This window comes from Commensalibacter nepenthis (assembly GCF_029953305.1).
Lineage (GTDB): Bacteria > Pseudomonadota > Alphaproteobacteria > Acetobacterales > Acetobacteraceae > Commensalibacter > Commensalibacter nepenthis.
Genome location: NZ_JASBAN010000001.1, coordinates 2008945 through 2022388, shown reverse-complemented (window position 1 = coordinate 2022388; position 13444 = coordinate 2008945). Strand labels below are relative to the sequence as shown.

Annotated in this window: 11 protein-coding genes and 5 tRNA genes; 1 reads left to right on the top strand and 15 read right to left on the bottom strand. The window is 37.8% G+C overall.

Translation table 11 applies throughout. The annotated features are described in order from the left end of the window. Window positions 1-4 precede the first annotated feature (4 nt). From QJV33_RS09520 to QJV33_RS09450, 15 genes are all read right to left on the bottom strand, one after another. Window positions 5-1258, bottom strand: a complete 1254-nt coding sequence (locus tag QJV33_RS09520; protein ID WP_281463103.1) for an NADH-quinone oxidoreductase subunit D — start codon at window positions 1256-1258, stop codon at window positions 5-7. Between the two features lie 33 nt (window positions 1259-1291). After that, a complete protein-coding gene (locus QJV33_RS09515; RefSeq protein ID WP_408869676.1) occupies window positions 1292-1915 on the bottom strand; it encodes an NADH-quinone oxidoreductase subunit C in 624 nt (207 codons plus the stop codon). Window positions 1916-1949: 34 nt separating this feature from the next. Next, the gene (locus QJV33_RS09510; RefSeq protein ID WP_271788876.1) at window positions 1950-2525 is read right to left on the bottom strand and encodes a NuoB/complex I 20 kDa subunit family protein; all 576 of its coding nucleotides are present in this window, start codon (window positions 2523-2525) and stop codon (window positions 1950-1952) included. Window positions 2526-2585: 60 nt separating this feature from the next. Beyond that, window positions 2586-2951 (bottom strand): NADH-quinone oxidoreductase subunit A, encoded by a 366-nt coding sequence (gene ndhC, locus QJV33_RS09505; RefSeq protein WP_271788877.1) that lies wholly within the window; start codon window positions 2949-2951, stop codon window positions 2586-2588. 608 nt (window positions 2952-3559) lie between these two features. Further along, window positions 3560-3637, bottom strand: a tRNA-Asp gene (locus tag QJV33_RS09500). Between the two features lie 67 nt (window positions 3638-3704). After that, window positions 3705-3780: transfer RNA gene (locus QJV33_RS09495), tRNA-Val, on the bottom strand. 33 nt (window positions 3781-3813) lie between these two features. Next, window positions 3814-3891: transfer RNA gene (locus QJV33_RS09490), tRNA-Asp, on the bottom strand. Between the two features lie 67 nt (window positions 3892-3958). After that, window positions 3959-4034, bottom strand: a tRNA-Val gene (locus QJV33_RS09485). A 96-nt stretch (window positions 4035-4130) separates the two neighbouring features. Further along, complete coding sequence (locus tag QJV33_RS09480; protein WP_281463102.1) at window positions 4131-4418, bottom strand: HU family DNA-binding protein; 288 nt, start codon at window positions 4416-4418, stop codon at window positions 4131-4133. A 173-nt stretch (window positions 4419-4591) separates the two neighbouring features. Then, the gene (lon, locus tag QJV33_RS09475) at window positions 4592-7051 is read right to left on the bottom strand and encodes an endopeptidase La (protein ID WP_281463101.1); all 2460 of its coding nucleotides are present in this window, start codon (window positions 7049-7051) and stop codon (window positions 4592-4594) included. Between the two features lie 329 nt (window positions 7052-7380). Further along, window positions 7381-8640, bottom strand: a complete 1260-nt coding sequence (clpX, locus tag QJV33_RS09470) for an ATP-dependent Clp protease ATP-binding subunit ClpX (RefSeq protein ID WP_281463100.1) — start codon at window positions 8638-8640, stop codon at window positions 7381-7383. Between the two features lie 69 nt (window positions 8641-8709). Continuing rightward, window positions 8710-9348: an ATP-dependent Clp endopeptidase proteolytic subunit ClpP gene (clpP, locus tag QJV33_RS09465; RefSeq protein ID WP_281463099.1), complete on the bottom strand. Its 639-nt coding sequence runs from the start codon at window positions 9346-9348 to the stop codon at window positions 8710-8712. Between the two features lie 157 nt (window positions 9349-9505). Then, window positions 9506-10837, bottom strand: coding sequence for a trigger factor (tig, locus tag QJV33_RS09460; protein ID WP_281463098.1), 1332 nt, complete (start codon window positions 10835-10837; stop codon window positions 9506-9508). 113 nt (window positions 10838-10950) lie between these two features. Then, a tRNA-Leu gene (locus QJV33_RS09455) sits at window positions 10951-11035 on the bottom strand. A gap of 70 nt (window positions 11036-11105) precedes the next feature. Next, a complete protein-coding gene (locus QJV33_RS09450; protein ID WP_281463097.1) occupies window positions 11106-12542 on the bottom strand; it encodes an NAD(P)H-hydrate dehydratase in 1437 nt (478 codons plus the stop codon). Between the two features lie 376 nt (window positions 12543-12918). Between QJV33_RS09450 and QJV33_RS09445 the strand changes: the two genes are divergently transcribed. Continuing rightward, window positions 12919-13365, top strand: a complete 447-nt coding sequence (locus QJV33_RS09445) for a hypothetical protein (protein ID WP_281463096.1) — start codon at window positions 12919-12921, stop codon at window positions 13363-13365. Window positions 13366-13444 lie beyond the last annotated feature (79 nt).

The window sequence follows — 13444 nt, the reverse complement described above, 5'->3', positions numbered from 1 at the left end:
CACCCTATCTATCCACTTCACCGAAAACCAAATCCATAGAGCCAATAATCGCCACCATATCAGCCAACATATGACGATGTGACAATTCACCTAATGCTTGCAAATGAGAGAAACCAGTTGGACGTATTTTACAACGATACGGTTTTGTTCCACCATCAGCAACCAAATACACTCCAAATTCTCCCTTGGGACTTTCAACAGCCGTATAAGTTGTGCCAGCAGGAACATGGAAACCACCACTGTAAAGTTTAAAGTGGTTAATCAAAGATTCCATAGAATGTTTCATATCTTTACGCTTAGGAGGAGAAATCTTTTCATTTTCAACCTTTATCGCCCCAGGCTGCATTTTATTCAAACATTGCTCAATAATCTTGGCGCTTTCCCGCATCTCGATAACTCTGATTAAATAACGATCATACGAATCTCCTTGACGCGCAACGGGCACTTGGAAATCAACCTTGTCATAATTATCATATGGCTGAGAGCGACGCAAATCCCATGGAACTCCAGATGCTCGTAAACAAGGACCAGAGAACCCCCATGATAGTGCTTCCTCAGTCGTACAAACACCGATACCAACCGTTCTTTGTTTCCAGATACGATTATTTGTTAAAAGACCTTCGATATCATCAACAATCTTTGGGAAATGTTGAACCCATTTACCGATTTTTTCTTCCATTCCAGCAGGCAAGTCTTTTGCCACACCACCATGACGAAAATAATTCGCATGAAAACGCGCACCAGACACACCTTCATAAAATTCCATCAAACGTTCACGTTCTTCATAAGCCCATAATGCAGGTGTCATCGCACCGCAATCCAAGCCCATTGCTGTTACGTTTAATAAATGATTTAAAATACGGGTAATTTCCGCAAATAAAACACGTATCCATTTTGCTCTATCAGGCACGTCAACACGCAACAATTTTTCAGTTGCAAGAACATACGCATGCTCTTCACTCATTGGAGAAGCATAGTCCAAACGATCAAAATAAGGAAGACCTTTATGATATGCTTTATGCTCTAATAATTTTTCCGTACCACGATGCAACAGCCCAATATGCGGTGTTGCACGCTTAATAATTTCGCCCTCTAACTCCATCACAACACGCAACACACCATGTGCAGATGGATGTTGAGGACCAAAATTTAACGTATGAGAATCACCAGATAAAACATGAGAAATATTCTGCTTTACTTGAGCATTTAATTCTTCTGTTTTGGTTGCCAATTCTTTTTTTATCACTTCGCTACTCATCAAATATCCTTTTGCCGACTACACTGCATGTTATTACAAAGAATACGGCTTAATATTTTGACGTTTCTCATGGATTTTCTCATCACCTGGCAGGGTAACCAAGCCCTCCCAAGGAGAATCAAAGTCAAAATCTCTCATATCCTGAGTCAATTTTACAGGCTCATAAACCACTTTATTTTGATCGGCATCATAATGCACTTCTACATACCCTGTTAAAGGAAAATCTTTACGCAAAGGATGCCCATCAAAACCATAATCCGTCAAAATTCGACGTAAATCAGGTTGACCTGAGAATAAAACACCAAACATATCATAACATTCGCGTTCCCACCAATCTGCACATTTCCATAGATTACGAACGGAAGGTACTGGGGTTTGTTCATCAGTATGAGCAATAACACGGATACGTTGATTTAATGAAACAGATAGCAAATTATAAACAATATCAAAACGATCTGGACGCTGCGGATAATCAGCTCCACATAAATCCATTAATTGTTCATAACGACATAAAGGATGCTCTTTTAATAAAATAAGCAAATCCATAAGATGGTTTAATTCAACCAAAACAACAAGCTCATCTTGCTCGAAATCAGCTTTAACTACTCCTTGAACAGAAGTACACAACATAAAACCAATTACTTGCAAACGAGGCATATTTACAAAGCTTTTTTTGCACGTATCAATATGATCAACCACGAATAATTGTCCCTGTCCGTTGAATTTTCTTCTTGAGCAACATAATTCCGTAAATCAAAGCTTCAGCCGTTGGCGGGCAACCTGGAACATAAACATCAACTGGAATAATACGATCACACCCTCTGACGACAGAGTAAGAATAGTGATAATATCCACCACCATTCGCACAAGACCCCATGGACAAAACCCAACGAGGCTCGGACATTTGATCGTATAAACGACGTAAAGCAGGAGCCATTTTATTGGTAACGGTTCCCGCCACCAACATTACATCTGCTTGACGAGGCGATCCCATGGGAACAACCCCCATACGATCCAAGTCATATCTGGGCATATAGGCATGAATCATTTCAACAGCACAACAAGCCAATCCAAAAGTCATTGGCCAAAGACTGCCTGTTCTGCCCCAGTTAATTAATTGATCCAACTTTGCAACCACAAACCCTTTGTCTGTAATTGCCCCAGTAATACCTTTTATAACGGCATCTTGCTCTGACCCTGGCGGCAAAGCATCCTGATTCCAATAGACTTTTTCAAGACCAGAGTTTTCTGTTGTATTCTGATTCATCACAATCTCATTTACAGATATAAATCTGTTTAATAGTTACGCACTTACTCTTTAGTTAACCTAATCCCACTCTAATGCGCCTTTGCACCATTCGTATATAAAACCAACGGTCAAAACCACTAAAAAAGCAAGCATTGAAAAGAAACCAAACATTCCGATTTTAGAAAGCGTTAATGCCCACGGGAACAAAAATACCATTTCAAGATCGAAAATAGTGAATAAAATGCCCACTAGATAATAGCGAACATCAAATAATTGGCGTGCGTCCTCAAATGCTGGAAACCCACATTCATAAGGAGAATTTTTTTCAGCATAAGGTTTTTGCTTAGCACAAAATAATGCCGCCCCTAACATAGCACATGCTATAATTAATGAAATTACTCCAAAAATCAGCACTGGTAAATAATTACCTAAAATAGCTTGCATGAGATAACTCTTTAGCTTCTATAATAATTAAAATTATCAACAAATATTGAATATTGTTAATCTTATAACAGACAATAAAATAAAATTATACTGCTAATCTGTATTTTTTGCGGATACATATTAAAAACCCACTTACTAAACAAACCTGTTTAAGTCTAAATATGTATGTATGTTGATGATAACTATATCAACAGTGCATTTAAACACGTTACGAAGTTAAAAAAAATATTTACTACTCATTCATTTAACAATTAACTCAATCTAATAAAATTAACTCAATCTAATAAAAAAATTTTCATTTTTTTATTGGGAATTCACCTAAATTCCTCAGGAATAATAACAATCAATGAATCTTCTGCTAATTTAAAGATATCTTAACCTATTAAGGGTTTTTATAGAATTTTTTAATTCATCTATGAATAAAAAATAGCGCATCACCACCATTAATAAAATGCTCGTATTGGCAAACAGAACCAGTAAAATCAAAATATACAATGGCATTGAGAGAGAGCATCATAAAGAGGTTAATTTGTTAAATTTCTTTTATTAATGATAGCCGCATAAAAAATATTTTTAATATAAGGGATATTTATGATAATATTTTTATGTGGCGCGAGTGACGGGGCTCGAACCCGCGACCTTCGGCGTGACAGGCCGACGCTCTAACCAAACTGAGCTACACCCGCGCAGGGTATTATCGTCTTTACAGACTAGTCACTACATTAAAAGCATTTATACCGCTTTTAGTGTTTATGGTGGGCGATGACAGGCTCGAACTGCCGACCCTCTCGGTGTAAACGAGATGCTCTACCAACTGAGCTAATCGCCCTTTATTTTTAAAGAAAAATAATAAACTATATAATGGCGCGAGTGACGGGGCTCGAACCCGCGACCTTCGGCGTGACAGGCCGACGCTCTAACCAAACTGAGCTACACCCGCGCAGGGTATTATCGTCTTTACAGACTGGTCACTACATTAAAAGCATTTATACCGCTTTTAGTGTTTATGGTGGGCGATGACAGGCTCGAACTGCCGACCCTCTCGGTGTAAACGAGATGCTCTACCAACTGAGCTAATCGCCCTCGCTCTATTTTAAAACTTGTCGTTTTTAACAGAACAACGACTTCATAGCATCGAAGCCGTTGTCTGTCTAGTCGTTTTTTTAAATAACTTAAAAACTATTTGCTAACAGCTTCTTTTAATAATTTTCCAGGTTTAAAACGAACAGAGATTGATGCTGGAATATCAATCTCTTCGCCTGTACGAGGATTGCGACCTTTTGCTGCTTTACGTGTTGCAGTGACAAAGCTACCAAAACCAACAAGGCGCACTTCTTGTTTTTTAGCAAGCGTTTCTTCAATTGTGCTTAACACTGCATCTACAACTTCTGCAGATTTTGCTTTTGATAAATCAATTTTTTCTGCAACAGCAGCAACGAGTTCTTGTTTATTAAGCGGCTTTTCCATTTTATTTTATCTTTCCACTAATAGTGAGGATACAAAAAACTATATCTTTTGGACTGTATCATTAATCCATATTCAGACTATTGAAGCACTTTAACAGAACGTCAACCATTCTCTGCGCTTCAATAGGCTTTTTCTTACATTTATTCCCTGTCAGGTTGCAAGATCATCACATTTTAATGTGTCAAAGGCACTTCTTGAGCAGATGTATCAGCAATTTTTATCGATTCTGCGACTTCGTCTGACCCAATAGATTCGTAAGGGCGAATCAAAGCTTTGATAATCACTTCATCTGCATTGGACACAGGGATAATCGTTAGATTGCTTTTCACAACTTCAGGAACATCAACCAAATCTTTTTCATTCTCTTTGGGAATGAAAACCGTTTTGATTCCTGCACGTAAAGCAGCCAACAACTTTTCTTTTAAACCACCAATTGCTAAAACACGCCCACGCAATGTAATTTCGCCAGTCATCGCCACATCACGACGGATAGGGATACCTGTCATTGCACTTACAATGCTGGTTGCCATCGCCACACCTGCAGAGGGACCATCCTTGGGGGTTGCCCCTTCGGGCACATGAACGTGGATATCTTTCTTATCAAATAACTCTGGCTTGATTCCAAACTGAAATGCACGACTTTTGACATATGAAAGTGCTGCAGCAACGCTCTCTTGCATCACATCGCCCAATTTACCGGTATGCTTAATATGACCTTTACCAGGAACTGTCACACTTTCGATGTGCAAGATGTCACCGCCAACCTCTGTCCAAGCTAAACCAGTCACAATTCCGATTAAGTCTTCACTTTCGCTTTCGCCATAACGGAATCGTTTAACACCTGCATATTCCTCTAAATTATCAAGCGTTACAGCAATATGATCGCATTCGCCCATTACAATTTTGCGAACAATTTTTCGAGCAATTTTTGCAATTTCGCGTTCTAAATTACGAACACCAGCCTCACGTGTATAAGTCCTTACCAACTCACGAAGCACATCATCCGAAACTGACCATTCTTTGGCTTTTAAGTTATGCGCTTCACCTTGTTTTTTGAGCAAATGACGACGTGCAATTTCAACCTTTTCATCCTCTGTATACCCAGAAAGACGAATAATTTCCATACGATCCAATAATGGCTGGGGCATATTATAACTATTCGCTGTGGTTATAAACATGACATCAGAAAGATCGTAATCAACCTCCAAATAATGATCTGCAAACGTAGAGTTTTGCTCTGGATCTAAAACTTCTAGTAATGCTGAAGTAGGATCACCACGCCAATCAGAACCTAGCTTATCAATCTCATCCAACAAAAATAATGGATTCGAAGTGCCTGCCTTTTTCATTCCTTGGACAATTTTACCTGGCATTGCACCAATATAGGTACGACGATGCCCGCGAATCTCTGCTTCATCACGTACACCACCCAAAGCCATACGCACATATTCACGACCAGTCGCTTTGGCAATTGAACGTGCCAAAGACGTTTTGCCCACACCAGGAGGACCAACCAAACAGAGAATCGGTCCTTTAAGTTTAGCTGAGCGAACTTGAACCGCTAAATATTCAAGGATTCGCTCTTTTACTTTTTCTAGACCATAATGATCTTGATCGAGAATTTTTTCAGCATTTTTCAAATCTCTCGAGATTTTAGAACGTTTCTTCCAAGGAATTCCAACAATCCAGTCTAAATAATTTCTTACAACGGTCGCCTCTGCGGACATTGGACTCATCGTACGTAGTTTTTTGAGGTCAGATAAAGCCTTGTCTCTGGCTTCTTTGCTTAAACGAATCTTTTTAATTTTCTCTTCAAGCTCGGAAAGCTCATCTTTACCATCTTCCCCCTCACCCAACTCTTTTTGAATAGCCTTCATTTGCTCATTCAAATAATATTCGCGTTGAGTCTTTTCCATTTGTTTTTTAACACGATTGCGGATGCGTTTCTCAACCTGCAAAACGCCCAGCTCTGCTTCTAAATGCTCAAGCAGCCTTTCCAAACGCTCTTCAACGGGAATGATCTCCAAAATCATCTGTTTATCGGCAACTTTTAGATTTAAATGGCTGGTAATCGTATCAACGAGTTTATAAGGATTATCAATCTGATTAACTGCTACCAAAACTTCGGGGGCAATAGATTTATTTAATTTTATATATTGCTCAAATTGAGTCGTGACGGTGCGTTGTAAAGCATCAAGCTCTTTACTTGCTTCGTTTACGACCTCTTCAACGATTTCGATATCAGCTTCAAAATAAGCCTCACGATCATAAAGCGTTTTTACTTTGGCTCTTTGAAACCCCTCTACAAGAACCTTAATCGTTCCATCTGGCAATTTCAAAATCTGTAGAATCGACGCAACTGTACCAAAATGATAAATATCATTTTCAGTTGGGTCTTCCAAAGCTGCATCCTTTTGCGAAACCAACAAAATTTGATTACGTTGACTTTCAACTTTTTCCAGTGCTTTTACAGATTTTTCACGTCCCACAAACAAAGGAACAATCATATGAGGGAAAACAACAATATCCCTCAAAGGTAATACAGCAATTAGCCCAAAATTGTTTTGTTCTTGGGTGTCTTTTTGTTCCACTTCGGCATCACCAATCAAAGTGTCTTCTTTTTTTTCTGTCATAAACTATGACCTCCTTATTGGACGATCTCATAAAATAAAACGCCCATAATTGGCACGCTTTATTTTATATAATAATTACCTTTTATTAATATCTTTCTTTTATTGAAAATATGACTAACTAAAAAGTAACAAAACTTAAAAGCGATGATATAATACCGAATAAAACCTTGAACGGTATTGATAACTCCTATTTAAATATAAGCATAATCACAGAAAAATACAACAATACCTCCTGCAAATCTTATTTCGATATGTTACTATTAAAATTGACAATAAAAAAGGACCTATCGAAATAGATCCTTTCCATTTTGTCAAATTATACACAAAGATCAAGCAGTTTTATCGGTTTTCTTTTCTTTGTTATATACATAAACAGGATCAGCCTCACGATTGATGACCTCTTTACTGACCAAGACTTCGGAGACATTTTTAAGGTCTGGTAATTCAAACATTGTAGAAAGCAAAATAGTTTCTAAAATAGAACGTAATCCACGAGCCCCAGTACGACGTTCGATCGCTTTATTGGCAATTTCTTGGACGGCTTCATCTGAGAATGTTAATTGAACATTTTCCATTTCAAAGAGTTTTTGGTATTGCTTGACCAACGCATTTTTAGGCTCTTTTAAAATTTGAACCAAAGCCTTTTGATCTAAATCATCAAGGGTCGCAATAACAGGCAGACGACCAATAAATTCTGGAATTAAACCAAATTTCATTAAGTCTTCTGATTCCAACTGACGGAATAACGCACCTATATTATGATCGTCACCAGATTGAACTTCCGCACCAAAACCAATACCATACCCAACACTTCTAGCACTGATAATTTTATCAAGACCTGCAAAAGCACCACCGCAAATAAAGAGCATATTGGTCGTATCAACTTGCAAGAATTCTTGTTGAGGGTGCTTACGCCCACCTTGAGGAGGAACAGAAGCAACCGTCCCTTCCATAATTTTCAATAAGGCTTGTTGTACGCCCTCACCACTTACATCTCGTGTAATAGAAGGGTTTTCTGATTTACGTGTAATTTTATCGATTTCATCAATGTAAATAATTCCACGTTGAGCACGCTCTACGTTATAATCAGCTGACTGTAACAATTTAAGAATAATATTTTCAACATCTTCACCAACATAACCCGCTTCGGTTAATGTCGTCGCATCAGCCATTGTAAAGGGAACATCTAAGATTCTAGCCAATGTCTGAGCCAACAATGTTTTCCCCGTCCCTGTTGGACCGATCAATAAAATATTAGATTTGGCAATCTCAACATCACCCGCTTTATCAGCTTGATTCAAACGCTTGTAATGGTTATGAACCGCCACGGATAATACTTTTTTAGCATCGCCTTGTCCGATGACGTAATCATCAAGAATTTTACAAATCTCTTTAGGTGTAGGCAAACTTCCCTGATCTTTTGTAATCTGGGTTTTATTTTCCTCACGCACAATATCCATACAGAGTTCAACACATTCATCACAAATAAAAACTGTTGGACCAGCAATTAATTTACGTACTTCGTGTTGAGATTTACCACAAAAAGAGCAATAGAGTGCATTTTTGGAATTATTCTTCTTATCAGTCATTTCTACTCCTACCCTTTAATAATTTTTAAACTGATATTATTAAAGAGATTCAACCTATATGGAAAATCATTATTTATCTAAGGACGAATCAACATCACGTTTTGTAACGACTTGATCTATAATTCCAAAATCCTTTGCTTCCTCGGCAGACATATAGCTATCTCTTTCAAGACGTTGTTCAATCTCCTCTAATGTTCTGCCAGTATGCTCATTATAAATCTCGTTTAATCTTTTGCGAATAGCCAAGATCTCTTTGGCTTGAATTTCGATATCACTCGCTTGTCCTTGCGCCCCACCAGAAGGCTGATGCACCATTACACGCGCATTCGGCAAAGCAAAACGCTGACCTTTTTCGCCGCCACACAACAATAATGATCCCATAGAAGCAGCTTGACCTATACAAACAGTACTTACAGGACAACGAATATATTGCATTGTATCATAAATAGCCAAACCCGCAGAAACCACACCACCAGGGCTGTTAATATAAAAAGAGACTTCTTTTTTTGGATTAACGCTTTCTAAATATAATAACTGTGCCGAAATCAAAGAAGCAACTTGATCGTAAACAGGACCTGTTAAAAAGATAATTCTTTCTTTTAATAAACGTGAATAAATATCAAATGCACGCTCTCCTCTTGATGTTTGTTCAACAACCATAGGCACGAGTGCATTGTCATAAATTTCCAACGGGTGGGAATCCCTCATCAATTTTTTCCTAAAGTTAGACGATACTTTATTTATCTATGTGTAATTTATACATATAGATAATCAAAATAGATATTTAATTCAACACAAGGTAAAATGCAAAAAAAAAATGTCTAGACGCAAATCTAGACATTCATTTTATTTATTTAATAAAAAATCAGACTTTAGAATCTGGCATTTCTGCAAGTTCTTCTGCGCTCACTTCTTTATCTTCAATAGTTGCAAGTTCCAAAATATAATCAATGACTTTGCTTTCATAGATGGGTCCACGCAAAGAATCTATTGCTTGTGGATTTTTTTGGAAAAATTCAATAACTTCTTTTTCTTTACCAGGATAACGCATTGCTTCACTACGCATTGCTTGGGTTAATTCTTCATCAGTTACAGCAATTGAATTCAAACGTCCAATTTCAACTAATAACAACCCTAAGCGAACGCGACGTTCTGCAATTTTACGATAATCTGCTTTAAGTGTTTCTTCGTCTTTTGCTTTATCTTCTTCATCAAGACGCCCCTCTTTGCGATCAGCCTCGATACGTTGCCAAATTTGGTTAAACTCAGCATCTAACAAACCTTGAGGAATTTCAAAAGAAACTTTTTCAGCTAATACATCCAAAATATCACGCTTTAATCTCATTTGAGACATTTGGTCATATTCAGTTGAAATTTGCTTGCTAACGATATCTTTCAAGCTTTCAAGACTTTCCAAACCAACTTTTTTTGCAAATTCGTCATTGATTTCTGGGGTTATGGCTTCTTTTAACCCTTTGGCTTTGATATCGAATGTTGCTTCTTTACCAGCAAGATTTGACGCTTGGTAATTTTCAGGGAAAGTTACAATGATTTGTTTTTCTTCACCAGGGGTCATGCCTTCAATTTGCTCAGCAAATCCAGGGATAAATCCGCTGCCACCGATCTCAACATTAACGTCATCTGCTGTGCCACCTTCAAAAGCAACACCATCAACTTTACCCACAAAATCAACAACCAGAACATCACCTTTTACTGCTGGGCGTTTTTCTTCGATATCTTTGTAATCACGTTGACGTTGAGCAACTGATTCCAATGCTTTATTCAAAGCTTCATCATCAGGCTTAGCTTTTAAACGTGTTAAATTAATTCCTTTGAAATCTGGAACTTCAAAATCAGGAATCAACTCTACTTCGAACGAAAACTCTAAATCATCGCCTTCTTTATACCCATCTTTCAGAGTAATTTGTGGCTGAGATGCTGGGCGCAAACCTCTTTCTTCAAGAGTTGTTTGAATTGCATCCCCAACAGCATCATTCAGAACTTCATTCTGTACGGTTTCACCGTAACGTTGTTTGACAACGGCCAAAGGAATCTTACCAGGACGAAATCCTGGAATATTCATTTGATGCCCCATTTCTGCCAAACGTGCATTTCTTTTTTCAGCGAGTTGAGTTTCTTTAATTACGATTGTAAAGCCACGCTTGAGGCTTTCAGAAAGCGTTTCAGTAACCTGCATCAGCTAGGCCATCCTCTCGGTCAAAATGTATTTCACCCAAACCGGGTTCTTATATAATTGTAAACGGATTTTTTGTTTCACTCAATAAAAACAAGTTAGTAGAAACTTGTTTTTGGTGCGGATGGAGGGACTTGAACCCCCACGACTCACGCCACTAGATTCTAAGTCTAGCGTGTCTACCAATTTCACCACATCCGCACATCCGTGCTTTATGCATGTTCTATTAACGCACTATTTGATTCAGAGCAACCTCTTTTTCAAATATTTTTTATAAATTAACGATATTTTTTGATATTGAGGCATTATCTCGTGCTTTACCAAGGTTTTCTGTCAAGATTTCAGCACTTGGCCAAGAATGATCGCATAATAATCCAGCCTCACCATGCACCCAAACACCTGCGCAAGCTGATTCCCATACGGGCATTCCTGTTGCCAGTAATGTCGCAACAATCCCTGTCAAAGTATCTCCTGATCCAGCGGTTGCTAATCGAGAAGATGCATGCTGATTAATTGCAACACGACCATCTGGAGAAGCAATAATTGTATCAGCGCCTTTCAAAACCACGACACTTCCTATTTGTTTCGCGGCTAACCTTGCTGCGCTAATTTTATCCCCTTTAATTTTACCAAATACACGTTCAAATTCACCAATATGAGGGGTGATGATGGATACCCCTTTTAACATATCATATTGATCGGACTGGAACGCCCCCGCATCGGCAATAATTTTCACATTGGCTGCAATTAACTGAGGCAATATTTCATTTACTTCATTGGCTAATAATCCAGGACCACAAACCCATATTTTACGTCGCAAGTCTTTGAGTGCTGTTTCCAACGAATCGTGATCTACAATGAAACAAGGTGATGAAGCACTATAACAATCCCTATTGCCCAAGGCAAAAATATACACTAGTCCAGCCCCTGAATTTAATGCCGCATGTGCAGACAATCTTGCAGCCCCTATCATTTGAGAGCCACCAATAACACTGACTGTTCCCCGACGGTATTTATAATCTGTTAGTTCAGAGGTCGGAATCTGCCACAAACCAGGTTCGTTCAGCCAGCATTTGAGTTCAATTTGAGACAAAATTTCAAAAGTAATTCCTATATCTTTTACAACCAATTCACCCCTATATTCACGACCTGGTAACAAATAATGCCCAGGCTTTGCTTTGAAAAAAGTTACAGTTAATTCAGCATGAGGGGCATATCCCATGATTTGACCTGTTTCGCCATTAACTCCCGAAGGCATATCAATCGCAACCACATGTTTTGCCTTACGCAACAGATTTGCAATATGTAAATCGAGATCTTTATTCAAACCAGCCCCAAACACAGCATCAATAACTAAACCTACTTTTTTTATGTAAGACTCTGGATCATCTACCACCATGCCTGTCCATTGTTTTGCAGCTATATCAGCATCACTACCAGATTTAGGGTTTGCAATTGACGAAACATAAACAGCCCAACCCGCCTGGGCTAACAAACGTGCGACAACATATCCATCCCCACCATTATTGCCTGGACCACATAAAACCAAAACAGAACAAGGTCTATATCGTTTAAGAATTTCTTGTGTAACCGCCCACCCTGCATTTTCCATCAATTCTATTATAGATATTGTGCGCGCAGCATGTCGATCAACAATACTCATCTGAGTAGGGGTTAATAAAGCGAATTCTAAATTTGGTTTTGTCATGATGTTTTAATCCCCTTTGAAGTTGTTGATGACTTATAAAAATTAATACAGAGGATAGACCTATTTCAATAACAAGATCAGCCAACTCAAATTGACGATAAAATCTTATTAACAATCATTATTATGCACATATGCGATGTCTACATCTTTTTTATTTTTTGCGATAAACTGGGTACGATCCTGTTGTTTTAATGTTGTTAATAATCGTTCAAATGATTGAATTTCTGTCATGATTCATCTCTATCATAGAGTTAAAAACATTATATTTATAAAAAATAAATAAAATTCTGAGCAATTTTATTTTCTTTGTTTATATTACCAATTAAAATTTAATAATTCAGTTTATATGTTACTACATTTTGGAAATGGAAAAACAATGTCTCAAATTGCTTTTTATTGGGGGCCGATCAATGCCGTTCATAATATAGGTTTTACCTTGTGGATCGGCGGTATTTTCTACTATATCTTTGGACTGCAATCTTGCTTAAGCCTATTAGACCCAACACAAAAAACATCTCTACAACTTCAAAGTCTTAGGAAACTATTCCAATTTAATTGGATTTTCGGCGTTATTACCCTAGTCACACAAGCTGCACTCTTATTTCGTAACTCGTATGATATTCATAGCATTACTTGGTCTTCTTGGGCGGCATTGGGCTTGGTTATCGTGATGATTATTTTACAATTTTCCGTATTCACTTCTGCTTATCGCAAAGCACGACGCGCGTTAAGACCTAAACCAGAAATCTTTAGAAATATCAATAATCCTTTAAAATTAATCATATTTCTGGGTGTTATTAGTTTAGTTTTACTTGCTTTTTAATTTGTTTTATCAAAATAACTATTATATATCTGATATATAAGCATATAAAGATTGATTCTTTGCATTTATGTCAATATAA

Excerpts from the sequence above, each read along its gene's own strand:
- QJV33_RS09520 (WP_281463103.1), bottom strand. The coding sequence starts at position 1,258 with ATGAGTAGCGAAGTGATAAAAAAAGAATTGGCAACCAAAACAGAAGAA.
- QJV33_RS09515 (WP_408869676.1), bottom strand. The coding sequence starts at position 1,915 with ATGCCTCGTTTGCAAGTAATTGGTTTTATGTTGTGTACTTCTGTTCAA.
- QJV33_RS09510 (WP_271788876.1), bottom strand. The coding sequence starts at position 2,525 with ATGAATCAGAATACAACAGAAAACTCTGGTCTTGAAAAAGTCTATTGG.
- ndhC (WP_271788877.1), bottom strand. The coding sequence starts at position 2,951 with ATGCAAGCTATTTTAGGTAATTATTTACCAGTGCTGATTTTTGGAGTA.
- QJV33_RS09480 (WP_281463102.1), bottom strand. The coding sequence starts at position 4,418 with ATGGAAAAGCCGCTTAATAAACAAGAACTCGTTGCTGCTGTTGCAGAA.
- lon (WP_281463101.1), bottom strand. The coding sequence starts at position 7,051 with ATGACAGAAAAAAAAGAAGACACTTTGATTGGTGATGCCGAAGTGGAA.
- clpX (WP_281463100.1), bottom strand. The coding sequence starts at position 8,640 with ATGACTGATAAGAAGAATAATTCCAAAAATGCACTCTATTGCTCTTTT.
- clpP (WP_281463099.1), bottom strand. The coding sequence starts at position 9,348 with ATGAGGGATTCCCACCCGTTGGAAATTTATGACAATGCACTCGTGCCT.
- tig (WP_281463098.1), bottom strand. The coding sequence starts at position 10,837 with ATGCAGGTTACTGAAACGCTTTCTGAAAGCCTCAAGCGTGGCTTTACA.
- QJV33_RS09450 (WP_281463097.1), bottom strand. The coding sequence starts at position 12,542 with ATGACAAAACCAAATTTAGAATTCGCTTTATTAACCCCTACTCAGATG.
- QJV33_RS09445 (WP_281463096.1), top strand. The coding sequence starts at position 12,919 with ATGTCTCAAATTGCTTTTTATTGGGGGCCGATCAATGCCGTTCATAAT.